General features: G+C 73.2%; 18 protein-coding genes. 7 read left to right on the top strand and 11 right to left on the bottom strand.

The annotated features are described in order from the left end of the window. Nucleotides 1–9: 9 nt before the first annotated feature. Both ACZ60W_RS08365 and ACZ60W_RS08360 read right to left on the bottom strand, forming a co-directional pair. Nucleotides 10–1,443 (bottom strand): PepSY-associated TM helix domain-containing protein, encoded by a 1,434-nt coding sequence (locus ACZ60W_RS08365; protein ID WP_469754587.1) that lies wholly within the window; start codon nucleotides 1,441–1,443, stop codon nucleotides 10–12. 50 nt (nucleotides 1,444–1,493) lie between these two features. Beyond that, nucleotides 1,494–2,387, bottom strand: a complete 894-nt coding sequence (locus ACZ60W_RS08360) for a hypothetical protein (protein WP_469754586.1) — start codon at nucleotides 2,385–2,387, stop codon at nucleotides 1,494–1,496. 133 nt (nucleotides 2,388–2,520) lie between these two features. Here ACZ60W_RS08360 and ACZ60W_RS08355 point away from each other — a divergent pair, with 133 nt between their 5' ends. From ACZ60W_RS08355 to ACZ60W_RS08335, 5 genes are all read left to right on the top strand, one after another. Next, nucleotides 2,521–3,525 carry an NAD-dependent epimerase/dehydratase family protein gene (locus ACZ60W_RS08355; RefSeq protein ID WP_469754585.1) on the top strand — a complete coding sequence of 335 codons (1,005 nt, stop codon included), beginning with the start codon at nucleotides 2,521–2,523 and terminating at the stop codon, nucleotides 3,523–3,525. A gap of 163 nt (nucleotides 3,526–3,688) precedes the next feature. Further along, nucleotides 3,689–4,489, top strand: coding sequence for a tyrosine-protein phosphatase (locus tag ACZ60W_RS08350; RefSeq protein ID WP_469754584.1), 801 nt, complete (start codon nucleotides 3,689–3,691; stop codon nucleotides 4,487–4,489). 139 nt (nucleotides 4,490–4,628) lie between these two features. Then, entirely contained in the window at nucleotides 4,629–6,779 is a 2,151-nt protein-coding gene (locus ACZ60W_RS08345) for a hypothetical protein (RefSeq protein ID WP_469754583.1), read from the top strand. 272 nt (nucleotides 6,780–7,051) lie between these two features. Continuing rightward, nucleotides 7,052–7,936 carry a metal-dependent hydrolase gene (locus ACZ60W_RS08340; RefSeq protein WP_469754582.1) on the top strand — a complete coding sequence of 295 codons (885 nt, stop codon included), beginning with the start codon at nucleotides 7,052–7,054 and terminating at the stop codon, nucleotides 7,934–7,936. Then, complete coding sequence (locus tag ACZ60W_RS08335; protein WP_469754581.1) at nucleotides 7,936–8,997, top strand: PDR/VanB family oxidoreductase; 1,062 nt, start codon at nucleotides 7,936–7,938, stop codon at nucleotides 8,995–8,997. The genes ACZ60W_RS08340 and ACZ60W_RS08335 overlap by 1 nt, the downstream gene beginning before the upstream one ends. A gap of 9 nt (nucleotides 8,998–9,006) precedes the next feature. On the opposite strand, the gene ACZ60W_RS08330 is transcribed toward ACZ60W_RS08335, so the two are convergent. Further along, nucleotides 9,007–9,522: a hypothetical protein gene (locus ACZ60W_RS08330; RefSeq protein WP_469754580.1), complete on the bottom strand. Its 516-nt coding sequence runs from the start codon at nucleotides 9,520–9,522 to the stop codon at nucleotides 9,007–9,009. A 37-nt stretch (nucleotides 9,523–9,559) separates the two neighbouring features. On the opposite strand from ACZ60W_RS08330, the gene ACZ60W_RS08325 reads away from it, so the two are divergent. Further along, nucleotides 9,560–10,291: a TetR/AcrR family transcriptional regulator gene (locus ACZ60W_RS08325; protein WP_469754579.1), complete on the top strand. Its 732-nt coding sequence runs from the start codon at nucleotides 9,560–9,562 to the stop codon at nucleotides 10,289–10,291. Here ACZ60W_RS08325 and ACZ60W_RS08320 read toward each other — a convergent pair. After that, on the bottom strand, nucleotides 10,276–10,608 hold the full coding sequence (locus ACZ60W_RS08320) for a 5-carboxymethyl-2-hydroxymuconate Delta-isomerase (protein ID WP_469754578.1): 333 nt from the start codon (nucleotides 10,606–10,608) through the stop codon (nucleotides 10,276–10,278). The two genes, ACZ60W_RS08325 and ACZ60W_RS08320, sit on opposite strands and share 16 nt — an antisense overlap. Before the next feature lie 54 nt (nucleotides 10,609–10,662). Between ACZ60W_RS08320 and ACZ60W_RS08315 the strand changes: the two genes are divergently transcribed. Further along, nucleotides 10,663–11,175 carry a GNAT family N-acetyltransferase gene (locus ACZ60W_RS08315; RefSeq protein ID WP_469754577.1) on the top strand — a complete coding sequence of 171 codons (513 nt, stop codon included), beginning with the start codon at nucleotides 10,663–10,665 and terminating at the stop codon, nucleotides 11,173–11,175. Between the two features lie 46 nt (nucleotides 11,176–11,221). On the opposite strand, the gene pulA is transcribed toward ACZ60W_RS08315, so the two are convergent. The 7 genes from pulA to ACZ60W_RS08280 form a co-directional block, all read right to left on the bottom strand. Next, nucleotides 11,222–16,516, bottom strand: coding sequence for a pullulanase-type alpha-1,6-glucosidase (pulA, locus tag ACZ60W_RS08310; RefSeq protein WP_469754576.1), 5,295 nt, complete (start codon nucleotides 16,514–16,516; stop codon nucleotides 11,222–11,224). A gap of 83 nt (nucleotides 16,517–16,599) precedes the next feature. Continuing rightward, nucleotides 16,600–18,330, bottom strand: coding sequence for a carbohydrate-binding module family 20 domain-containing protein (locus ACZ60W_RS08305; protein WP_469754575.1), 1,731 nt, complete (start codon nucleotides 18,328–18,330; stop codon nucleotides 16,600–16,602). A 123-nt stretch (nucleotides 18,331–18,453) separates the two neighbouring features. Continuing rightward, a complete protein-coding gene (locus ACZ60W_RS08300) occupies nucleotides 18,454–19,530 on the bottom strand; it encodes a LacI family DNA-binding transcriptional regulator (protein WP_469754574.1) in 1,077 nt (358 codons plus the stop codon). Next, nucleotides 19,518–21,185, bottom strand: a complete 1,668-nt coding sequence (locus ACZ60W_RS08295) for a glycoside hydrolase family 13 protein (protein WP_469754573.1) — start codon at nucleotides 21,183–21,185, stop codon at nucleotides 19,518–19,520. Before ACZ60W_RS08295 ends, ACZ60W_RS08300 begins: the two co-directional genes overlap by 13 nt. A 50-nt stretch (nucleotides 21,186–21,235) precedes the next feature. Further along, nucleotides 21,236–22,114 (bottom strand): sugar ABC transporter permease, encoded by an 879-nt coding sequence (locus ACZ60W_RS08290; protein WP_469754617.1) that lies wholly within the window; start codon nucleotides 22,112–22,114, stop codon nucleotides 21,236–21,238. Beyond that, complete coding sequence (locus ACZ60W_RS08285; RefSeq protein ID WP_469754572.1) at nucleotides 22,108–23,118, bottom strand: carbohydrate ABC transporter permease; 1,011 nt, start codon at nucleotides 23,116–23,118, stop codon at nucleotides 22,108–22,110. The genes ACZ60W_RS08290 and ACZ60W_RS08285 overlap by 7 nt, the downstream gene beginning before the upstream one ends. A gap of 29 nt (nucleotides 23,119–23,147) precedes the next feature. Further along, complete coding sequence (locus tag ACZ60W_RS08280) at nucleotides 23,148–24,425, bottom strand: extracellular solute-binding protein (protein WP_469754571.1); 1,278 nt, start codon at nucleotides 24,423–24,425, stop codon at nucleotides 23,148–23,150. Nucleotides 24,426–24,476: the final 51 nt, after the last annotated feature.

The raw sequence follows: 24,476 nt of genomic DNA, 5'->3' as shown, positions 1-24,476 counted from the left end.
GGGCGTCCGTCAGGCGGCCCGGCCGGCCCTGGCCCTCATCTTCGCCACCGCGGCGAGGGTGAGGTCCACGGCGAGGAACAGCAGCAGGCTGAGACCGAGCAGCGGGACGAACCAGCCGACGACGGCCGTGGCCGCCGCGAGCGGCAGCACCAGGGTCACCGGGACCTTGCGCCAGGCTCCGCGCGCCACCGGGCGGCCCGGGCGGCGGAGCCACCACATGCGGTAGCCCCAGAGGATCAGCAGGATGAGGGCGAGCGCCAGGGCGGCGAGGGCCAGCTGGTTGAACAGGCCCAGGAAGACGCCGGTGTGGGCGTCGATGCCGACGCGGGTGAGCCGGGCGAGCAGCGGGTAGTCGGCGAAGGCGAGGCGGTCGAGGACGGCCCCGTCGGCCGGGTTCACGGCCACCGAGTCCAGCTGGACCGGGAACTGCGTGTCGGTCTCCTTGACCACGTAGCCCTTGCCCGCGGTGGGCAGGGCGACGGAGATCCGCGGGCTGTCGATGCCGGCCGCGCGGGCCGCCGCGACCGCCGCGTCGAGGCCGATGTCGGCGCCGGGGGCGGTGCCGCCCCCGGTGTGGCCGGCGCCGTGGCCCTCGTGGCCGGTCGGGGCGCCGGAGCCGCCGTCGAGGGTCGCCGAGAGCGTGGGGGTCGCGCCGCCGAGACCGTCCTGGACGGTGCCGATGTTCTCGCCCGCGTACCGCGACCAGGTCAGGCCGGTCGCGGAGAGCAGCACCAGGCCGGTGACCGCCCACAGCCCGACGGAGCCGTGCCAGGACAGGGTGCGGCGGCGGGACTTCGGGCCCCGCTCGGGAAGGACCAGGGCGCGGCGGCCGGCGCGGCGGCGGCCGAGCCAGAGCAGCAGCCCGCCGAGGGCTGTCACCCACAGCCAGCTGGCGGCGAGTTCGCTGTAGTTGCGGCCGAACTCACCGAGGTGCAGGTCGCGGTGGAGCTCGTCCAGCCAGGTGCGCAGCGGCAGGGCTCCCGAGCTGCCGTAGCTGGTCAGCTGTCCGCGCACCTCGCCGGTGTACGGGTCGACGAAGACGGCCGTCGAGGCCTCCTCGGGGACGTCCGGGTCGGCCATGAGGACCCGGGTGGTCGCGCCGGGTTCCGCGCCGGGCCAGACGGCGGTGACGGTGCCGTTCGGGTTGGCCGCGCGGGCGGCCTCCGTCTGCCGTGCGAGCGGCAGGACGCTCTCGCCGACGGGGACCTCCAGCTCGTGCGCGTAGTAGATCTTCTCCGCCTGGAAGGAGAGCGCGTACAGCAGGCCGCTGACGGCGGCGACGAGGAGGAACGGGGCGACGAGCACGCCCGTGTAGAAGTGGAGGCGCAGCAGGAGGGGGCGCAGGGCGCTCCAGGTGCCGGGCCGGCTCGGGGCGGACGTCGGGGGCGTCTTCGCCGGAGGTGCTTCGGGGATGTCGGGGCGTACGGGATCGTCGACGGTCATGACGTGGCTGTCCTCGGAGTTCGGTGCAGACAGGGGAAGGAGACCCCCGGTCAGACGTGTGCTCCGAGGGCCGTGGCGCGGGGTGCGGACAGCCGGGGCGGGCCGCGCCGGGACAGGGTGTGCGCGAGGGTGACGGTGTGGGGGCGCGGGGCGTCGCGGCGCGCCCGGCGGACCGGCGGGCGCGGGGCGTCGGGGACGAGGACGCGCGCGCACCGGGCGCGCAGCGGGGTGAAGGCGTGGGCGAGGGCCGCGCGGGCCACGGTGAAGAAGGCCGCTTCGCCGTGGGCCAGCCAGAGGCCGCAGAGGAGCGCGGCGAGGAGGTGGACGGCGAGCATGCCGGCGCCGGACCCCATGGTGAGGGAGTCCGGGAGGCCGGGCCCCAGGGCGTCGAAGCCCAGGACGTCGAAGCCCAGGGTGTCCGCGCCCGTGGTGGTGAGTCCTGCGGGGTCGAGGACCGTGGTGTCGAGGGCCGTGGGGTCGAGGTTTGCGGGGGTGGCGCCGGTCGCCTCGTGGGCCATGGCTCCGTGGTGCATCGCCTGGTGAGACACGGCCCCATGACCCATGGCCTCGTGCGCCATGGGGCCGTGACCCGTCGCTGCCTGGTCCGCCGGCCCGTGGGCCGTGGCGTGCGGGGTCCCCGGCGGGTCGTGCGCGGACGAGCGGTCCGGGTGGCCGCCGTGGGCGCCGGTGGCGGAGAAGGTCAGGTGAAGGGCGCCCTGGAGGAGGAGAAGGGAGCCCGCGACGGCGGGGGCGCCCCTGCGGCGTCCGGCGGCGGTCCAGGCGACGGCGGCCGTCACGGCGAAGGCGACGAGCAGCGTGGAGGCCGGAAGGTGGTGGGCAGACATGGACGAATGCCCCGCCGCGGCCAAGGTCACGCACACCACCGCGAAGAGCGCGGCTCGGAGGGCGCGCAGCGGCGACCGGACGTCCGTCATCGTCGTCATGGTGTCATCCGGGCCGGACGGCCGGACACACCGGCCCGGACCGTACGGTTCCGGGGCCGTTCCTCCTCTGGCGGAATCCTCCGGGAGCGGAACTCCCTCGCTCCGGCGGCTCCCGCCGGGCAGGCTTCGGATCATGAAGATGCTGATGCTCGGAGGCACGGAGTTCGTCGGTCGCGCGCTCGTGGAGGAGGCGCTCGCGCGGGGCTGGGAGGTGACGGTCTTCCACCGGGGACGGCACGCGCCCCCGGAGGGAGCGGCCTCGCTGATCGGGGACCGTACGACCCCGGAGGGGCTCGCCGTCCTGGCCACGGGGGCGTGGGACGTCGTCGTGGACACCTGGTCGGCCGCGCCGTCGGCGGTGCGGGACGCGGCCCGGCTGCTGGTGGACCGGGTCGGGAGGTACGCGTACGTGTCGAGCCGTTCCGTGTACGCCTGGCCCCCCGCGGCCGGACTGGCGGAGGACGGCCCGCTGGTGGAGGGGTCGCCGGACGACGGGGACGTGCCGTACGCGGAGGCGAAGCGGGGCGGCGAACTGGCCGCCACCGAAGCCTTCGGGGCGGACCGGACGCTGCACGTCCGGGCGGGCCTGATCATCGGTCCGTACGAGAACGTGGGCCGGCTCCCCTGGTGGCTGAACCGGATCGCGCGCGGCGGGCCGGTCCTGGCTCCGGGGCCCCGCGACCTGCCCCTCCAGTACGTCGACGCCCGCGACCTGGCCGTGTGGACGCTGGACGCGGTGGCGGCGGGGCTGTCGGGGCCTTACAACCTCATCTCGCCGGCCGGGCACACGACGACGGGCGAACTCCTCGACGCCTGCGTGCGGGTCACGGGTTCGGACGCCGATCTGCGCTGGACCGCGCCGGAGGCGCTCGTCGCCGCGGGCGTGGAGCCGTGGACGGAGCTGCCGGTGTGGGTGCCGCCGGGCGAGACGTACGACGCGCTGCACGCGGCCGACGTCTCCCGGGCGGTCGCCGCGGGGCTGCGCTGCCGGCCCGTGGAGGAGACGGTCGCCGACACCTGGTCCTGGCTGCGCTCCCTCGGCGGGGTCGCCCCGCAGCGCCCGGACCGGCCGCGGCTCGGCCTCGCGCCCGAGCGGGAGGCCGCCCTGCTGGCGGAGCTGCACGCGTCCGTGGGGTGACGGCTCCGGGCGGGGGCCGCCCGCGCCCCGCGGGTGGACCCGGGTGCGGGGCGACGGCCCTCCGGGGAGGGAGGGCCGCCCGAACGGACTCCTCCCGATCTCCCCGGGCGGGATGATCGCTTACGGTCGGCAGGAACGTGTACGAACCGGAGGAGTCGACGCCATGCCCGCCATCCCCGCCGTCTCCGTCGCCAACCTCCGTGACCTCGGCGGTCTGCCGCTCGGCGGCGGTCGGTCGGTGCGGGCCGGGCTGGTGCTGCGCTCGGCACAGCTCGACCGGCTCGACCCGGAGGAGCCGGCGGTGGCGGAGCTGGGCATCCGCACGGTCGTGGACCTGCGGACGGACCGGGAGCGCGCGGAGCGGCCCGACCGGCTTCCCGACGGTGCGCGGGTGCTCGTCGCGGACGTGCTCTCCGACCAGCTGGCGGGCAGCGGGCTGCCGCCTGCGGCGCGCCTGAAGACACTGCTGGCCGATCCGGCGCTCGCGGAGGAGCACCTGGGCGGGGGCCGGACGCGTGCGGCGTTCGAGCGGACGTACCGGGCCTTCGTCTCGGGCGACTCGGCCCGCGCCTCGTACCGCGCGCTGCTCGGCGAGCTGGGGACGCCGGGGGCCGGGCCGCTGCTCTTCCACTGCTCGGCGGGGAAGGACCGCACGGGCTGGGCGGCGACGGTGGTGCTGTCGCTGCTCGGGGCGGACGAGGAGACGGTGCGGAGCGAGTACCTGGCGGTGAATCCGGCGGTGCGGCAGGCGTTCGCGCCGATGATCGAGGGGTTCACGGCCCAGGGCGGCGACCCGCAGCTGGCGCTCGACCTGATCGGCGTCCTGCCGGAGTACCTGGACGCGGCGCTCGACGAGGTGGCGGTGAAGCACGGTTCGATGGAGAAGTACGTACGGGAGGGGCTCGGCGTCCCGGACGAGGTGACGGCGGTGCTCCGCGAGCGGCTGACGGTCACGGCGGCCTGAGGTCCCGCCGGGGACGTGCGACCCGCGGGCCGTCCCCCGGGTGGCGGAGCCTCGCGGGCGGCGGACCGGCGCCGTCCGGAGCCCCTGCCGCGCCGTGGGCCCGGGGTGACCATCGGAAGAATCGCTCGTTCTGCTGAACGTGAGCACCCAGGATCTCGTCCCCTCGCCCGTGGGCCCCGTCGACGTCGAGCAGGCCGAGGCCGCGCTCGTCGAGCGCTATCCGCGGCTCGTCCGCATCGCCTATCTCGTGCTGCCGCCGTCGCTGGGCCGCAACCGGCGCGTGCTGACCGCGCACGCGCTCGTGCAGCGCTCGCTGCCGCGCCGCCGGGTGCCGGGCCCCGCCGCCGTGCCGGAGCCGCGGCGCGCCGAGGACGCGGTCGATCCCGGATACGCCTACGTCCGGGGCGAGGTGCTGCGGCAGGCGCTGGTCGCCGGGCTTCCGCTGCGGCGGCTCGCGGTGCCGCGCCGTGCCCAGTTCCCGCCCCTGCTGCCGCACGTGTGGGGGCTGCGGCTGTTCCCCCGGGTCGGCGGCGCCGACGAACTGGCCCTGGACCAGCGTCTGTCCCGGCTCTCCGGGCCCGGCCGCGCCGCCTACGTCCTGCGGGGGCTGGAGCGGCAGGGCGATCCCGAGGTGCTGCGCGTCCTCGCCGCCGTCGGTGTCGCCGACCCGGCGGCGGCCTTGGCCGAGGCGGACGCGGTCGACGCCCTGGACGGCACGGGGACCGCGGGCACGGAGGGCGCGAGGGGCGCCTTGGACGCGGGGGACGCCGTCGGCCCCCCGGGTGCCGCCCGGCCCGGCGGCCCCGCGAGCGCGGGCGGGTCCGGCGAGCGGGTCGGCGGGCAGGCGGGGCCGGGGCGGGCGCGGGGCGGGGGGCGGGGGGCCGCGGATCCGGGGTCCCCCGCGGGTGGTCGGGACGGAGCGGCCGAGCGGGGGCGGGTGAGCGGGGCCGCGCTGCTGGAGTCGGACGAGTTCGACCCGTGCGCCCTGCAGGCGCGGCCGACGGATCTGATGCGGCGGCGGCAGCACGGGCGGGCGGTGCTGGTGGCCGCGGCGGCGCTGACGGTGTGCGGGCTTCTGCTGGGGCTGCCGGGGGACGGCTGGGGAAGAAACGGTGCTGCAGCGCCGTCGTACGCCCGGAATCCGGCGGCCGAGGCGGCGCTCGACCCGGCGGCCGTCAAGCGGGTGGCGCCGGCGATGTGGCCCGCCTCGACGCGCCGGGACTTCTCGGTGTGGCCGGCGCGCGGCGCCCTGGTCGGGGACCGCGCGCTGGTGCGGCGGGCACTGGCGGTGTGGGCGCGGCCCGGCCTGTCGGTGCGGTCGTCGGCGACGCCGGGGACGCCGGTGGGACCGCCGATGGGGCCGCCGCAGCTGCTGTTCGCGGGGGTGGTGGACGGGCTGCGGGTGGTGCTCTTCCACGACGGGCTGCGGGCGGTGCGGTACGCGGAGCCGCTGCGGGGCGAGTCCGGGGCGGCGCTGGACTTCGCGCGGACGGACGGGGCCGACGCGGTCGGTTCGGCGGCGCTGGTCGTCTCCCGGGCGTCGGGCAACGTCCGCTATCTGACGGCCCCCTGGGTGGCGGAGACGGCGGTGCGTGACCTCCTGGCGCCCGGGAAGGAGCCGTGGCCGCTGGCGAGGGACGCGGACGGGGTGACGGAACCGATGCCGAGTCCTGCGGAGGCGAAGGGCTGCGTCCGGTGGAACACCCTCCAGGTGCGGGACGGTTCGGGGCTGCGGCTCCTGACGGACCTCGGCGAGCTGGCGCCGGCGCGGCTGCTGTGGGGTGCGCCGGCCGCGCCGGGGGACGCGACGGGGAGCGAGGCGCGGGCGGCGTGGGCGCGGACGGCGTGCGGGCTGACGGCGGTGCGGGCGCAGGGGGTGCGGTCGGTGAACGCCTGGCGGTTCGCGCGGCAGCGGCTGCCGGAGGACGCGGGGCGCGGTACCTGGCTGTGCACGCGCGCGGAGACCTGGCGGGGTACGGGCAGCCGGGTGCTGGCCCAGTTCCTCGTCCCGTCGGCGAAGGTCCCGGCGGCGCTCGCGGCGCGGTCCGAGGGCTCCCCGGCCTGCGGGGTGCGCGACCCGCGGGTGCTGGCGGGAGTGCTGTGGCGGGCGCCGGGCGGCGGCTGGTACGTCCTGGCGGCGGGCAGCCCGGAGTTCACCGCGGTGGAGGTGTCCGGTGGGGTGGAGGGCCGGTCGGACGGCCCGGTGCTGGCGGTCCGCGCGAAGGCGGGGGCGCGGGCGGATCTGGACGGCACGCTGGCGGACGGGACCCGTCGGGACGCACTGCGCTGACGGAGCGGCGCGGGGATGGGACGTGACCCGGGCCCGGGGGCGAGCACAGGGCACGCAGGGGGGACGAACCCGGGGCACCCGCGGGGGGCGGACGCAGGACACCGCGCCGGGCGAGCACAGGGCACGCGCGCAGGGCGGGGCGGGGCCCTGGGCACGCGCGCGGGTACGTCGTCGGGGACGGCGCCCGGGTCGGGGCGCGGGTCGGGGCGCGGGCGTAAAAAGGCGGCGCAAGGGCCTGTTGTCACACCCCTACCCCTCAGTACATTGACGGCATGTCTAATACGCAGCCTGCACCGGTGGCGTCGGAACACGTCGAGCTCAAGGCCCGGAAGGTCTCCTTCGACTGGGAGGAGACCCCGCTCCACTGGGTTCCCGGCGACCCCTTCACCACGCACACGATCAACGTGCTGCACCTGCTGCTCCCCGCCGGGGAACGCTGGTTCGTCCACGTGTACAAGCAGGCGCTGCCATACATCACCGACGACCGGCTGCGCGAGGACGTCATCGGCTTCATCGGCCAGGAGGCCGTCCACTCCCAGGCCCACGACGACGTCCTCCCCCACCTGCGGAAGCTGGGGCTCGACCCCACGCCGTACACCGCGCAGGTCGACTGGTTCTTCGAGAAGCTCCTCGGGGACCGGACCCTGCCGCCGGGCCGGCCGCGCCGCTGGTGGCTGATGGAGCGGGTCGCGATGATCGCCGCGATCGAGCACTACACCGCCTTCCTCGGCAACTGGGTGCTCAACGCCGACGAGCTCGACCGGGTCGGCGCCGACCCGGTCATGCTCGACCTGCTGCGCTGGCACGGGGCGGAGGAGGTCGAGCACCGCTCGGTCGCCTTCGAGCTGTTCATGCACCTCGACGGCGGCTACCGGCGGCGCGCCCGCACCTGGGCGCTCGCCTTCTCCGCGCTGGTCTTCCTCTGGCAGCGGGGCATCCGCTTCTTCATGGAGAACGACCCCGGCCTGCTCGACCCGAAGGCGTCGTTCGCGGACTTCGTCCGCCGGGGCCGGCGGGGGCTGCTGCCCTCCACCCCGGACATGCTGCGCTCGATCCCCCGCTACCTCTCCCGCTCGTACCACCCCTCGCAGGAGGGCGACACGGCGCAGGCGATGGCCTACCTGGCCTCCTCCCCCGGCGCCAACGGAGGCCACTGATGCCCCGGTTCACCACCGTCGCCCTGGTCGCCGGGGCGGCGCTGCTGGTCCGCCGCGCCGTCCGCGGCCGCATGACCACCGCCCCGCTGTGGCCGATGCCCGCCCTCGACGTGCCCGTCTCCGGCTACGGCCGGGGCAACACGGTCCCGCGCAGGGTCCTGGTCGCCGCGCGGACCAGCCCCGCCGAGGGCGTCGTCGAACTGCGCCTGGAGGGTGAGGAGCTGCCCGCCTGGCGGCCCGGCGCCCACGTCGACCTCGTCCTGCCGTCGGGCCTGGTCCGGCAGTACTCGCTCTGCGGCGACCCGGCCGACACCGGCGCGTACACCGTCGCGACGCGCCTGATCGACGAGGAGCAGGGCGGCAGGGGCGGTTCGCGCGAGGTCCACGAGCAGCTCCACGCGGGCGTGGAGATCGGGCTGCGCGGCCCCCGCAACCGGTTCCCGCTGGTCGACGCACCGGCGTACGTCTTCGTCGCCGGCGGCATCGGCATCACCCCGGTCCTGTCGATGGTCCGCGCCGCCGAGGCGGCCGGGGCGGAGTGGCGGCTCGTGTACGGCGGGCGCAGCCGGGCCGCCATGCCGTACCTGGAGGAGCTGGGTCGACTCGGCGGCGACCGGGTGACGGTCGTGCCCGAGGACGAGGCCGGCCACCCCGACCTCGCCTTCCTCGGCCTGCTGCCGGAGGAGACCGTCGTCTACTGCTGCGGCCCCGCCGGGCTGATGGACGCGGTGGGCGCGGCGATGCCGGCGGGCCGGACCCCGCGGTACGAGCGCTTCTCGGCCGCGGCGACCACCGGCGGCACCGCCTTCGAGGTCGAACTGCGGCGCTCCGGGCGGACGGTGACGGTGGCGGCCGACGAGTCGGTCCTGGAGGCGGTGCGCCGGGAGCTGCCCGACCTCACGTACTCCTGCCGGCAGGGCTTCTGCGGGACGTGCAGGCAGCGGGTCGTGGAGGGCGAGGTCGAGCACCGGGACGAGCTGCTCACGGACGCCGAGCGGGACGACTCGATGCTGATCTGCGTCTCCCGCTGCGCGGGCGAGCGGCTCGTCCTGGACCTCTAGGGCCTGTCGTCACGGCAGGATCAGCCAGTCGAAGGCGAGGGCGGCGGCGAGGCCGCCGACCAGGAGCCAGGTGCCGAGCCGGGTGCGGCCGTTGCGGGAGAGCTCGATCACGACTCCGCAGAGGATCATCGCGAGGCCGTACACGCCGACGACCAGGACGGACGTACGGCTCGCGAGGCGGATGACCAGGACGACGGCGAGGGCGACGAGCAGGACGGAGGCGGCGGCGACGCGGAGCCGCCGCGCCTGCTTGGGGGTGAGCCCCTCTCCGGAGCCCTCGTCCTCGTCCTCCGTCTCGTCCTCGTCCTCGTCCTCGTCCTCGTACTCCGTCTCGTCCTCGTCCTCCGGGTCGTCCCCGTCGTCGGCGTCGGCGGCTGCTTCGGCGGCGTGTTCGTCGGCTTCCGGACCGTCGACCTCGGCGTCGGCCGCGTCGGGTTCACCGGTCCCGCCGGTCTCGGGAGCCTCGTCGGTCTGCGTGGTCGCGGGGGTCTTGGCCACCGGGGTGTCCTGGTCGGAAGCGCTCATGGGGCAGGAGCGTAACGGACCCCGTTAGGCTGTTCGTATGACGACCGGGGTACGCCGCAGGATGGGCGTCGAGGAGCGCAAGCAGCAGTTGATCGGGGTCGCCCTCGAACTCTTCAGCCACCGCTCTCCCGACGACGTGTCCATCGACGAGATCGCGGCGGCCGCGGGGATCTCGCGCCCGCTGGTCTACCACTACTTCCCGGGCAAGCAGAGCCTGTACGAAGCGGCGCTGCGGCGGGCAGCCGACGAGCTCGCGGCCCGGTTCGTGGAGCCGGCGCAGGGCCCGCTGGGCGCACGGCTGCTGCGGGTGATGAGCCGGTTCTTCGACTTCGTGGACGACCACGGCCCGGGGTTCGCGGCGCTGATGCGGGGCGGACCGGCCGTCGGCTCCTCGACGACGAACGCGATGATCGACGAGGTGCGGCAGGCCGCCTACGAGCAGATCCTCTCGCACCTGGAGGTCCGGGAGCCCTCGGCCCGGCTGGAGTTGGTCGTCCGGTCGTGGGTGTCGCTCGCCGAGTCGACGGCGCTGCTCTGGCTGGACGGCCGCCGGGTCCCGCGCGCGGAGCTGGAGTTGCAGCTCGTGCACGACTTCGCGGCGCTGGCGGCGGTGAGCGCCGCCTACGACCCGGAGATGGCGGAGGTCCTGGTCGGCATCCTCGCCGACGAGCCGGCCGACGGCCCCTTCGGGGAGCTGGTGGCCCGGCTCGTGGCGCTCGTGCCCCTGGCGTCCGGGGCGCCCGCGGTGCCGGATCAGCGCTTGCGGTAGGACGCCTCCAGCTCGCGGACCTCGGCGAACAGCAGGACGCCGTCGGTGGTCTTGAGGTGGTGCGGCAGCAGGTCGAGGACCGCCTCGGAGAGCCGTGCCTTGGCCTCCTCGGTGCGGCCGGGCAGCAGCGCGATCTCGACGTGGACGCTCGCGGCCTCGGCGGCGCCGTCGCCCGCGACGGTCTCCTCGACCTCGCGGAAGCGGGTCTTGCAGGCCTCGACCTGGGTGTCGACGGTCTCCGCGACGAGCGGGTGGAGCGCACGGGCGAAGCCGCGCCGGTCGAGGGGCGCGGAGTAGTCGACGGTGATCTGCGGCATGGGGGTCACTCCCGGTGGGACGGATGTCAGGGCACACCTTTACGGTGTGGCCCCATGGACGCACAAGTGACCTTCCGGCAGGCGGACGAAGGCGATCTGGACCTTTTGGTGGAGCTGTTCGACGGCGTGGCGCGCTGGATGGTGGCGGGCGGCATCGAGCAGTGGAAGCCGGGGGCGCGCGGGGCCGGCCACTTCCGGGCCCGGATCGCCGAGGGCGAGGTGTGGCTCGCCGCGCGGGAGGGCCGGACCGTGGGCGCCTACGAGCTGTGGTGGGAGGACCGGGAGGTCTGGGGGGCGCAGCCGCCGGAGGCCGGGTACGTGCACCGGCTGATGACCGACCGGGAGACGGCGCCCGCGGGGACGGGCCGGCTGCTGCTCGCGCACGCGGAGGGGCGGATCGCGGCGGGGGGCCGGACGCTGGCCCGGCTCGACTGCGAGGAGCGCAATCCGCGCCTGGGGTCGTACTACCGGGACGCGGGGTACGCGGCCGTCGCCCCGCCGCTGGTCAAGACGGGGGCGGACGGCCGGACGTACGCGGTGACGCGGATGGAGAAGGTCCTGGGGTGAGGTGCGGGCCCCGGCGCCGGGTGGGTCCCGGCGCCGGGGCCCGGGGTCACTTCGCGGCCTTGAAGACCGCGACAGTGCGCGCCGGGACCGTGAAGGTGCCGGTCGCGGCCGCGTAGGAGGCGGTCTTCACCACGGTGTCGGAGCCGGCGGCCTGGACGGGGTGCAGGGCATAGCCCCGGCCGGCCAGGTCGGCGACCTTCTGCGTGGTGCGCTGCGGGGTGGCGTTGAGGACGACGACGAGGTCGCCGAGGCGCATGGTGATCACGCCCGGGGTCTCGTCGGTGCCCGAGAGCGGGAAGCTCAGGGCCGACTGGACCTGTCCCGCGGTGGCCAGGGAGAACACCGGCTCCGTGGTGCGGATCCGCTGGAGGTCCCGGTAGGCGGCGGAGGAGCCGTCGATCTGCTCGCAGCCGACCGTGAGGGCCGGGTTGACGAGCAGCGGCTTGCCGTAGGACCACTTGGCCTTGTTGTCGGCGGCCGGGGGCAGGCCGCGGCCGAAGCCGTTGCCGTCGCGGCAGTCCCAGTGGATCGCGTTGAACCAGTCGCCGCTGTCGAAGGAGTTGCGGTCCAGGGACTTGGAGCGCAGCAGGTCGGAGCCGGCCTGGGAGAGCGCCGGGCCCTGGGAGAGGGTCGCCGTCGCCATGGCGAGGACCTGCATCCGGGCCCGGTCGGCCGGGGTGGTGCCCGCCGGCAGCTTGAAGGCGAGCGCGTCGTAGAGGGACTCGTTGTCGTGGGCGTCGGCGTAGGCGAGGGCGTCGCCGGGCGCCGCGGCGTAGCCGGCGGGGGCGCCGTTGTAGTCGACCTCGGAGCCCTTGACCGTGCGCCCGGAGGTGTCGGTGAAGGAGTAGGAGGCGAGGTTGCCGGTCAGGCCGACCTTGATGAGGTCCTGGTAGTGCAGGAGGCGGGCCTTCTGCTGCTCCGGGGTGCCGTTGGCGGTGGAGGTGTTGGGGTCGGTGAAGAGGCCGGAGGCGAAGCCCTGCACGCCGGGGTCCTCGTCGAAGGGGCCGCCGCCGCGGACGGCGTCGCGGGCCCGGTCGGAGAAGGTGGCGATGCCGGTGCCGGCCATGTTCCGCTGGGTGGCCTGGACGAAGCGGGCGTCGTCGGCGACCTCGCCGAAGTTCCAGCCCTCGCCGTAGAGGACGATCGCCTTGCCGTCGACGCCGTCGCGGGCGACGGTCAGCTCGTCGAGGGCCTTGCGCACGGCCAGGATGTTGGCCTTGGGGTGGTGGCCCATGAGGTCGAAGCGGAAGCCGTCGACCTTGTACTCCTTGGCCCAGGTGACGACCGAGTCGACGACGAGCTTGCCCATCATGGCGTTCTCGGTGGCCGTGTTGGCGCAGCAGGTGGAGGTGGCGACGGAGCCGTCGGCCTGGAGGCGCTGGTAGTAGCCGGGGACGATCCGGTCGAGGATCGACTTGTCGGACTGGCCGGCGGCGACGGTGTGGTTGTAGACGACGTCCATGACGGTGCGCAGTCCGTCGCCGTTGAGGGCCTGGACCATCTGCCGGAACTCGACCGTGCGGCGGGTGCCCTCGGGGTCGGTGGCGTAGGAGCCCTCGGGGACGGTGTAGTGCAGCGGGTCGTAGCCCCAGTTGTAGCCGTCGGCGGCGGCGGCCGCGGTGACGCAGGCCTGCTGCTCCTCGGAGTCGGGGGCGTAGACCTTCAGGTCGCAGGCGGGGGTCTTCTGGTCGGACTTCTTCTCGGGGACGGTGCCGAGGTCGAAGGCGGGCAGGAGGTGGACGTAGGAGGTGCCGGAGGCGGCCAGGTCCTTCAGGTGGCGCGACCCCTTGCTGCCGGCGTCGGTGAAGGCGAGGTAGGTGCCCCGGTGGTCGGCGCGGGCCGTGGGGTCCGCGACGGAGAAGTCGCGGATGTGGAGTTCCTGGATCTGGGCGTCCCGCAGCGGTACGGCGGCGGGCTTCCGCAGGTTCTGCCAGCCCCGGGGGGCGAGCTTCGGGTCGCTGAGGTCGACGGCGAGGCTGCGGGCGGAGTCGGTGGTGAGGGCGGTGGAGTAGGGGTCGGTGACCTTGTTGACCACGACCTTCTGGACGGTGGGCGCCCAGACCTTCACCACGTAGCGGTACGCCTTGCCGGTCCAGGACGCGGGGCCGGTGACGGACCAGACGCCGGAGGCGTCGTCGCGCCGCATGGGCACGGTCCTGCGGTCGAGCTCCAGGGCGACCGACTGGGCGGTGGGGGCCCAGACGGAGAGGGTGGTGCGGCCGCCGCGGAAGGTGGGGCCGAGGTCCGCGCCGGTGGCCCTGGCGGCGTACAGGTCGTCGAGGACGCCGGCGGTCTGGACGCCGGTGGCGGCGAGGAGGGCGCCGTTGGCGGCGCGCTGGGTGGCGATCAGCTGGCCGCGCAGGGAGTCGCGGACGCGGTCGGCGTCGCGCGGGTCGACGGTGAAGGCCGGGTAGGCCGACAGGTGCGGGTACTTCGCCTTCTGGGCGTCGGTGAGCGCGGCGGGGGTGAGCCGGAGCCACTGGCCCTCGGTGTTCAGGGCCCCGTCGGTGACGGTGATGCCGCCGTCCTCGGCGTACACCAGCTGCTGGCTGGTGGCGTCGGTGGTCTTCACCTTCCAGACGACGGTGTCGCGGTCGATCCACTGGGCCTCGGCCTTGGCGAGGTCCAGGGCGGGGGTGCCGCCGACGGTCGGGAGCAGGTACTTCTGCTCGCCGGAGAGCGCCCAGATCTCGTGGCCGTAGGTGGCGAGGTCGAGGGACTGGTCGGTGGGCAGGTCCTTCTGGTCGCCCTTGTGGAGGATGTAGGAGAGGGAGGTGGCGCCCTGGGCGAGGGGCACCTCGTAGACGGCGCCGTAGGCGTCGAAGCGCGCGGGCATCAGCGGCTTGGACCAGTCGGTGGGCTGGGCGGCGCCGGTCCAGGTGTGCAGGCCCCAGCCGTCGTAGTCGCCGTCGGGGCGCTGGTAGTGGAGGACGGCCTTGGCCGTGTCCTGGGGGGCGGGGGCGGGGGCGGTGTCGGACTGGCCGTCCTGGCCCTGGGTGATCCAGACCTCGCCGGTGCGGCCGAGGACGACGGTGCGCTGGGGGCCGTCGGCGGTGCCGTTCCTCTCGACGGTGTAGGCGACGGTGGAGGCGCCTTCGGGGACCTTGACCCAGGCGAAGGCGCCGTGGGCGTCGCGGCCGGTGAACGCGGCCTCCTGGCCGGCGGCCTTCAGCGTCCAGCCGTCGTAGTCGCCGTCCTCGCGCCGGTAGTGCACGACGGCGTGGGTGCGTTCGACGGCGACCGGCTTCTCGGGCGCCGGGGGTGCCCCGGCCGTGGTGGCGGCGGTGGCGCTCGCGGTGCGTCCGGCGCTGTCGACGACGACGGCCTTGTAGCGCAGGGCGGTGCCGGCGGGGGCGGTGACGTACTGGGTGACCTTGTAGGGGGCGTGGTCGGCGGTGCCGAGGGTCTGCCAGGGGCCGTTGCCGACCTGGGCGGCGAAGACGACCCGGTTGAGCCCGCCGCCGGTGACGTCGGCGCCGAGCTCGACGGTGCCGGTGGCTCCGGCGGCCGGGGCCCTGAGGACGAGGTCCGGGCGGGCGGTGGGGGCGGGGAGGGCCCGGTCGGCCTTGAGGACCAGCGAGGAGAGGGCGGGGACGGTGACGGTGACGGACCCGTTCTTCGCCGCGACGGTGCCCTGACCGCCGTACAGGGTGCGGAAGTTCGCGGAGTCGACGGGGAGGGTGACGGTCCGGGGGGTGGTGGCTCCGTTGGCGGCGACGAGGTACTCGGTGCGGGCGGTGGCGTCGGTGCGGGAGAAGGCGTAGACGGAGCCCTGGGCGTACCGTTCCTGCTGGATGCCGTCGCGGAGTGCCGGGTTGTCGCGGGTCAGCTTCGAGAGCGCGGCGATCGACCGGTAGACCGGGTGGGTGGTGTCGTAGGCGTCGCTCGCGTGGGTGCGGGCGGTGCCGATCTGGTCGTCGTCGAGGTAGTCGGCGGCCTGCGAGGCGAAGAGGGGCTGGCGGGCGTCCTTGTCGCCGCCGGCGCCGGTGAAGCCCTGTTCGTCGCCGGAGTAGACGACGGGGTTGCCGCGCGAGAGGAACATCAGCTCGTTGGCGAGCCGGGTGCGGTCGAGGAGTTCGGCGTCGGTCGCCTGCGGGTTGTCCTGCTTGAGGAAGCCTCCGAAGCGGCCCATGTCGTGGTTGCCGAGGAAGGTCACCTGCTCGTAGGCGTTGGCCTTGTCGGTGGTGTACCGGTAGTCCTCGGCGAAGACCTTGGCGAGGCGGTCGGCGCCGGCGCCCTGGGAGGCGAAGGCGCGGGCGGCGTCCTGGAAGGGGAAGTCGAGGGTGGCGTCGAGCCGGCCGCGGGTGACGTAGGGGGCGGTGACGGCGGTGTCGGCGGAGTAGACCTCGCCGAACATGAAGAAGTCCTCGCGTCCCCGCTTCTTGGCGTAGGCGTCGAGGGCGGTGGCCCACTGGGTCCAGAAGTCCAGGTCGACGTGTTTGACGGTGTCGATGCGGAAGCCGTCGATCTTGAAGTCGCGGACCCACTTCTCGTAGATCCGCTTCATGCCCTCGACGACCTCGGGGCGTTCGGTCCACAGGTCGTCCAGGCCGACGAAGTCGCCGTACTCGGCGGACTCTCCGGCCCAGGTGGAGTCGCCGCGGTTGTGGTACATCGTGGGGTCGTTGAGCCAGGCGGGGACCTTGGTGTTCGCCTTCTCGACGGGGGTGTACGGGAAGGAGCCGGCGTCGACGCGGCCGACCGCCTCGCGGTCGTCGAAGGGGCGGCCGTCCTCGTCGAGGTAGGGGTAGGCGCCCTTGGGGCGGTAGCCGTACTTCTTCTCGGCGTAGTCGACGGTGTCGGCGGTGTGGTTGGTGATGACGTCGAAGAAGACCTTCATGCCCTTGGCGTGGGCGGCCGCGATCAGCTTCTCCAGGTCCTCGTTGGTCCCGAAGTGGGGGTCGACCTGGGTGAAGTCGGTGATCCAGTAGCCGTGGTAGCCGGCCGACGCGTCCTTGCCCGTGCCCTGCACGGGCCGGTTCTTGAAGATCGGCGCCATCCAGATGGCGGTGGTGCCCAGGCCCTTGATGTAGTCGAGCCGCCGGGTCAGGCCCTTCAGGTCGCCGCCCTGGTAGAAGCCCTTGTCCGTGGGGTCGAAGCCGGTCTCCGTACGGCTGCCGGTCAGGCCGCCGCGGTCGTTGGACGCGTCGCCGTTGGCGAACCGGTCCGGCAGCACGAAGTAGAACTGCTCGCGGGTGAGGTCCTGGCGGGCGGGCTGCGCGGCGAGCGAGCGGTCCGACGGCGGGGCGGGGGGCCGGGGCGCGGCGGCCGCGGGGACGGCGGGCACGAGGGTCGCGCACAGGGCGGCGGCGATGGCCACCGCCGTTCTCTTGCGTGTCACGGGGTGCTCCCTGGAGGAGGGCGGGACGGGGGTACGGGTGGGAGGGCCGCCCCGGGTGGGGCGGCCCTGGCGGGGAGGTGGGGTCAGCTGCGGAAGGTGTCGTTCAGGACGACCTGGCCCGAGGCGGGCACGGTCGCGGTGCGATTGGCACCGGACTCCCAGGTGACGTTCCCGGCCGCGTCCTTGCGGACGTACTTGTACTCGAAGGACGTTCCGGCGGGCAGGGAGACCGTGAGCTTCCACACCGGGTAGGCGGCCGGGTCGAGCTTGAGGGCGGAGGCCGGGGCCCAGTTGCCGAGCTCGGCGCGGTTGCCGGTGACGTAGATGTTCTGGCCGACGACCGTGGTGGCGTTGACGTTGAACGAGGCGCCCGCGGTGGCGGGCGGGGTGGTCGGCGGGGTCGTGGTCGGCGGCGTGGTGGGGGTGGTGCCGCCGCAGGTGGTGGCGTTCACGTGCAGGGCCAGGGCCGTCTGGGCGCCGAGGGTGGCCGTGAACTGGCCGGACGGGTTCACCGTCACGGCGTTGCCGGACTGCACGTCGCAGTAGGAGCCGGCGGGCAGGGAGGTCTGGAAGGTGCGGGTGAGCGCCGAGGACTCGTGGTTGATGGCCACGTACGCCTTGGAGCCGCGGCCGAACGCGATCGCGTTGCCGGCGTTGTCCCACCAGTTCGTGACGGCCTGTCCGCGGGCGGTGTTGCGGAAGGCGACCATGGAGGAGATCTCGCGCCAGGCGTGCTGACACTTCCAGCCGTCGCTGTAACAGGCGTTCACCTGACCGCCGTTGGGCGGTCCGGCGTCCTTGTCGGTCCACTCGTAGCCGGAGTGGACGTCCGGGGAGCCGTAGGGCCAGGCGAGCATGAAGACGGAGGCGAGGGTGTAGTTCGCGCCGTCCTTGTAGGACAGGGTGTCGCCGCCGCGCTCGGTGTCGTGGTTGTCGACGAAGACGCCGGACTGGCCGGAGGGCATGTAGCCCCACGCCTCGCCGAAGTTCTTCAGGTAGGAGAGCTTCTCGTTCTGCAGGACGCGCTTGAGGTCGCGGGCGTAGCGGAACTCCTGGACGTCGCCCGTGCCGAGGTACTCGCTCGGGGAGACGGCCTCGCCGGCGCCGTGAATCGCCTCCTGCTTCCAGTAGACCCCGGGGTTGGTGAGCCGGGACTTGATGTTGGCGAGGTCGGCGGCCGGCATGTGCTTGGCGGCGTCGATGCGCAGTCCGTCGACGCCGAGGGAGAGCAGGTCGTTGAGGTAGCCGGCTATCTTGCCGCGGACGTAGTCCTCACCGGTGTCGAGGTCGGGGAGCTGGACCAGTTCGCAGTTCTGGACGTTGGCGCGGTCCTGGTAGTTGGAGATCGAGGAGCGGCAGTCGTCCATGTCGGAGCCGGAGTAGAGGCCCGGGTAGTCGTACTTGGAGAACGGGGTCCCGCCCGTTCCCGTCCCGGAGCCGTTCGCCATGTGGTTGATGACGGAGTCGGCGACGACCTTGACGCCGGCCGCGTGGCAGGTGTCGATCATGCTCTTGAAGGCGGTGCGGTCGCCGAGACGTCCGGCGATCTTGTAGCTGACCGGCTGGTACGAGGTCCACCACTGGCCGCCCTGGAGGTGTTCCTGGGGCGGGGAGACCTGGACGTATCCGTATCCGGCGGGGCCGAGGCGCTCGGTGCACTCGCGGGCCACCGAGGCGAAGTTCCATTCGAACATCACCGCGGTGACGTCCTTCTCGCCGGGCGGTGTGGCCTGCGCCGGGGCGTTTCCCGTGACGGCCACAGCGGCAGCTCCCGCCACGAGGGCGAGTGCAGCGGCCACGGTTCTTCTGGCCATGCTTCCTCCTGTACGACGTCCGTGTCGCAAGAAGTTGCCGAAAACTTCAGCAACTGTTTTCAGCCGTGACCGTACGAGCGCCCCGGCGCCCGGTCAACCCTCCGGACACCGCGATGGAAGTTGTTACGAAAGGACGTGCGGCACCTTCGGCGGCTGCGCCGTGGAACCCCGGACCACCAGCTCCGGCTGGAACACGAACTCCGTGCGCTGCACCGGGTTTCCCTCGATCTCCTCCAGGAGCGCGCCGACGGCGGCGGTCGCCATCGCCTGCACCGGCTGGCGCACGGTGGACAGCGGAGGGCTGGTGAAGGCGATCAGCGGGGAGTCGTCGAAGCCCACGACGGAGACGTCGTCGGGCACTTCGAGACCGCGGGCGCGCACGGCCCGGATCACGCCGAGCGCCATCAGGTCGGAGGCGCACACGATGCCCGTGCACCCCTCGGCCAGCAGGATCTCGGCGGCCGCGTGGCCGCCCTCGACGCCGAACAGCGTGGGCCGGATGAACCGTTCGGCGTCGGCCCGCTCCACGCCGAGGAGCTCGTACAGCTCGGCGGCGAAGCCCTCGGCCTTGCGGCGCGAGGGCACGTAGCGGGTCGGGCCGATGGCGAGGCCGATGCGCTCGTGGCCGAGCTCGACCAGGTGCCGGACGGCCATCCGGGCCGCGGCCCGGTCGTCGGGCGAGACGAAGTTGGCGTCGACGTGCTCGTTGTAGCCGTTGATGAGGACGAACGGCACGCCCCGGGCGGCCAGCCGGGCGTAGCGCGCCGGGTCGGCGGTCGCGTCCGCGTGCAGCCCGGAGAGGAAGACGATGCCGGCCACCCCGCGCTCCACGAGCTGCTCGACGAGCTCGTCCTCGGTCGCACCGCCGGGCATCTGGGTGCAGAGCACCGGCGTGTAGCCGTGCCCGGCCAGGACCTGTTCGACGACCTGCGCGAAGGCCGGGAAGATCGGGTTGGTCAGCTCGGGCACGACGAGCCCGACGAGGCCCGCGCTGCGGCGTTTGAGCCGTACGGGACGCTCGTAGCCGAGCACGTCGAGCGCCGCGAGCACCTTGTGCCGGGTCGCGCCGGCCACCCCCGCCTTGCCGTTGAGGACGCGGCTGACGGTGGCCTCGCTGACGCCGGACTGGGCCGCGATGTCCGCGAGCCGCGGAGCGCCGTGTCCGGCGCCCCGCGGCAGGGGGATCGTCACACCGCCCACCAGACGGTGGTGTCGGCGGGGATCTCCGCTTCGTCGTCGACGACGCGGATCTCCTCGCTGGACAGGAGGTACCGGCCGGGCAGCGGGACGGTGATGGCCCGGCCGGTGGTGTTGGCGGTGCAGACGAAACCGTCGCGGCGGAAGGAGAGCACACCCTCGGGTGCCTCCAGCCACTCGACGGTCTCGCCCGCACCGAGTTCGGGGCGCTCGCGGCGCACGGCGAGCGCGCTGCGGTACAGCTCCAGGGTGGAGCCGGGGTCGCCGGTCTGGGCCTCCACGCTCAGTCCGCCCCAGGTGGCGGGCTGCGGCAGCCAGGAGCCGCCGGCGCCGAAGCCGTACGAGGAGCCCTCGACGGTCCACGGGATCGGCACGCGGCAGCCGTCGCGGAAGCCGTCCTGGCCGCTGGCCCGCCAGAAGGACGGGTCCTGGCGGACCTCGTCGGGCAGGTCGGTGACGTCCGGCAGGCCGAGCTCCTCGCCCTGGTAGACGTACGCGGAGCCGGGCAGGGCCAGCATCAGCAGCGACGCGGCACGGGCCCGGCGCAGGCCGAGCGCGCGGTCGCCGGCCTCGCGGAGCTGGGTGCCGAGGCCCGCGGGGTTGGCGAAGCGGGTGGCGTGGCGGGTGACGTCGTGGTTGGACAGCACCCAGGTGGTGGGGGCGCCGACCGGGCGCATCGCGTCGAGCGAGGCGTCGATCACCGTGCGCAGCTCCGTGGCGTCCCAGTGGGTGCCCAGGTACTGGAAGTTGAACGCCTGGTGCATCTCGTCGGGGCGCACGTAGTGGGCGGTGCGGTCGACGGTCGGGGTCCACGCCTCGGCGACGAGGATGCGCTCGCCGTCGTACTCGGCGAGGACGGTGCGCCAGGTGCGGTAGATCTCGTGGACGCCGTCCTGGTCGAAGAAGGGCATGACGTCGTTGCCGAGCAGCTTCAGCTGGTCGTGGGCGCCGATGTCGGGCAGGCCGGCGGCCTTGACCAGGCCGTGGGCGACGTCGACCCGGAAGCCGTCGACGCCCATGTCGAGCCAGAAGCGCAGGATCGAGCGGAACTCGTCGCGGACGGCCGGGTGCTCCCAGTTGAAGTCGGGCTGCTCCGGGGCGAAGAGGTGGAGGTACCAGTCGCCGGGCGTGCCGTCCGGGTTCGCGGTGCGCGTCCAGGCCGGGCCGCCGAAGATGGACTCCCAGTCGTTGGGCGGGAGTTCGCCGTTCTCGCCCTGGCCGGCCTTGAAGTGGTAGCGCTCGCGCAGCGGGGAACCGGGGCCCTCGCGCAGGGCGCGCTGGAACCACTCGTGCTGGTCGGAGGAGTGGTTGGGCACCAGGTCGACGATGATGCGCAGGCCCAGTTCGTGGGCCTCGCGGATCACCGCGTCGGCGTCGAGGAGCGAGCCGAACATCGGGTCGATGGCCCGGTAGTCGGCGACGTCGTAGCCGGCGTCGGCCTGCGGGGAGGCGTAGAACGGCGAGAGCCAGACGGCGTCGACGCCCAGGTCCCTGAGGTACGGCAGCCGGCTGCGGATGCCCTCCAGGTCGCCCATGCCGTCGCCGTTGCCGTCGGCGAAGCTGCGCGGGTAGACCTGGTAGATCACCGCGTCTCTCCACCAGCCCGTGTGCGTGCCGGTGGTGGGGGCGTCGGCCGGGGTGGCGAGATGCTGGGTCATGTCTTCCCTGGGAGGTAAGGAGGTGCGTTCGGGCGGGGTGCTCAGGGCCGTCAGCCCTTGACGGCACCGGCCGACATGCCGGTGACCAGGTGCCGCTGGGCGAAGAGGAACACCAGGGCGGCGGGGACGGCGATCAGCACGGAGGCCGCGGCCATCGGGCCCCACTGCGCCCCGTACTGGTTGACGAACTTCTGCAGTCCGCCGGCGAGCGTCAGGTTCTCGTCGCCGACCATGAAGGCGGAGGCGTAGGCCACCTCGCCCCAGGCGGTGATGAAGGAGTAGAACGCGGTGACGGCGATGCCCGGCTTGGCCAGCGGCAGGATCAGCCGCCAGAAGGTGCCGAAGGGGGTGAGGCCGTCGACGTATCCCGACTCGTCGATCTCGCGCGGGATGGTGTCGAAGAAGCCCTTCATCATCCACGCGCAGAACGGGACGGCGATCGTCAGGTAGGTGACCACCAGGCCGACCGGCTGGTTGAGCAGGCCCATCGACGCCATGATGTTGTAGATCGGCACGATGAGGACGGCGACCGGGAACATCTGGGTGATGAGCAGCGTCCACATCAGTCCGCGCTTGCCGGGGAAGCGGAAGCGGCTCACGGCGTAGCCCGTGGTGGCGGAGACGAAGACGCCGATGACGGTGGTGAGGCCGGCGACGAGCAGCGAGTTGCCGAACCAGGTGAGGAACGGGGTGTCCCGCAGCAGGTTCGTGTAGTTCTCGAGCGTCGTCTCCTTGAAGAAGTCCGTGGTGATCGCGTACTTCGCGGGCTTCAGCGAGGTCAGCAGGACCCACAGGACCGGGAAGACGGCGATCACGGACGCGACGATCAGCGTGGCGTGCAGCGCGACCGAGGCCAGCGGCGAACGGCGGCCGCGGATCGGGGCGTTGGCGGGTGCGGCGTGACGGGCGGGGGTCGTGGTGGTCACCAGACTTCTCCCTGCTTGCGGAGGACTCGCCGGTAGACCGCGGCGAAGATCATCAGGAGGACCAGGATGAGCACGCCCCAGGTGGACGACTGGGCGAAGTCGCGCGGACTGACCTCGAAGGAGAACTTGTAGGCCTGGGTGACGAGGATCTGGGTGGCCTCGCCGGGCCCGCCCCGGGTGAGCAGGAAGATCACCGGGAACATGTTGAAGGTCCAGATGGTCGACAGCAGGATCACCGTCGTCGACACGGAGCTGAGTCCGGGCATGGTGATGTGCCGGAAGCGCTGCCAGGCGTTGGCGCCGTCCATCTCGGCGGCCTCGTACAGCTCGCCGGGGATGGACTGGAGCCCGCCGAGGAGGGCGACCATCATGAACGGGACGCCGAGCCAGACGTTGACGAGGATGACCGACAGCTTGGCCCAGGTGGGGTCGTTCAGCCACGGCACGGCGTCGATGCCGCCGCCCGCGAGGATCTTGTTGAGGAGACCGTTGTCCTGGTTGTAGAGGAAGCGCCAGGCGAAGACGGAGACGAAGCCGGGCACGGCCCACGGCAGGATGAGCATCAGCCGGTAGGCGCCGCGGCCGGCGATCTTGCGGTTGAGGATGTTGGCGAGGGCCAGGCCGAGGGCGAAGGTCACGGAGACGCAGGACACCGTCCACACCAGGGTCCAGCCCAGGGTGGAGAGGAACTGGCCGCCCGTCAGCGCGTCGGCGTAGTTGTCCAGGCCGACGAACTCGTAGCTGGCCGGGATGTGGTTGACGCCGATGGAGCGCTCGACGTTGCGCTCGTTGGCGTCGGTCAGCGACAGGAAGATGCCGCGGACCAGCGGATAGCCGATGATCACGGCGATCACGACGGTGACCGGGGCGACCATCGCCCAGGCGTACCAGTGGGTGGCGAGGGAGCGCTTCGCCGCGCCCCGGGGCTTACCAGTCCCGCGGCTCCGGCCGCGGGCGCTCTCGCCCGCGGCCTTCACCACCGACTGGCTGGGGGTGTCCACAGCCATCAGCCGGCCTGCCTTCCTTCCTCTTCCTGCTACTTCCAGTCCTTCAGGAGCTTGCGGTAGCCGTCACCGGTCGCCTTGGCACCCGCCTCGGGGGTGGTCTGGCCGGTCAGGACCTTGGTGTACTCGGTGACGAGCGGCGCGAAGAGGCTGCCGGTCTCCGGGATCCAGGGGCGCTCGACGGCCTTGTCGACGACCGGCTTGAAGAAGGTGATCATCTCGTTGGTCGCGACGTCCGGCTTGATGTAGACGGACTGGCGGGTCGGGAGGAGGCTGAGCTCCTTCGCGATCGTCGCCTGGGTCTCGACCGAGGTCATGTACTCGGCGAAGGCGTAGGACGCGTCGAGGTTCTTCGACCCGGCGTAGACGGCGAGGTTGTGACCGCCCTGCGGGGCGCCCTGGCCGGCGGAACCGGCGGGGACCGGGGCGATGCCCAGGTTGGCCTTGTCCGCGAACTCCTTGCCGGCGTAGGTGTCGGAGACGGCCCACGGGCCGTTGATCATCATGGCGACCTTGCCGTCCTTGAAGGCCGTCTGCATGTTGTTCCAGCCGTCGGTCGCGTCCGTCTTGGCCGCGCCGGAGTCCACCAGGTCCTTGACCGTCTTGAAGGCCTTCACGCCGGCGGGGCTGTCGACGGTGACCGTCTTCTTCTCGGCGTCGACGAGGTCGCCGCCCTCGCCGTAGAGGAAGGAGAGGAACCAGTAGGCGTCGTCGCCGCGCAGGTAGAGGCCGGTCTTGCCGGTCTTCTTCTTGATGGTGGCGGAGACGGTCTTCAGGTCGGCGATGGTCTTGGGGACCTCGACGCCGGCCTCCTTGAAGATCTTCTTGTTGTAGAAGATGCCCATGGAGTCGATGACCTGCGGGACGGCGTAGGTCTTGCCCTTGTACTGGGTGGAGGCCGACGCCTGCTTGAGGAAGTCGTCGGAGTCCTTGAGGGCGGGGGTGCCGTCGAGCGGGGCGAGGTAGCCGAGGTCCGCGAACTCGGGGGTCCAGGCGACCTCGGAGCGGATGACGTCGGGGGCGCCGGAGCCGGACTGCGCGGCGTTCTTGAACTTGTTCTGCGCCTCACCGAAGGGCACGTTCACGTACTTGACGGTGACCTTGGGGTGCTTCTTCTTGAAGTCCTCGGCGACCTTCTTGAAGACCTTGTCCTCGGAGCCGACCGTGGACGTGTCCCACCAGGTGACCGTGCCGGAGAGCTCGCCCGAGCCCTTCGCGCCGCCGTCCTTCGAACCGCTGTCACTACCGCACGCCGCCAGGGTCACGCCCAAGGCCGCGACCAGCGCGGTGGCCGCTATGCCACGCCGCATGTGAACTCCTTCGATGATCCCGGGGAGACGAGGGGCTGGAACCTTCCTCAT

It is taken from the genome of Streptomyces sp. NPDC104202 (assembly GCF_055584185.1).
Note: the sequence above shows the minus strand (reverse complement) of the source record. Positions and strands in the feature narration are given on the sequence as shown.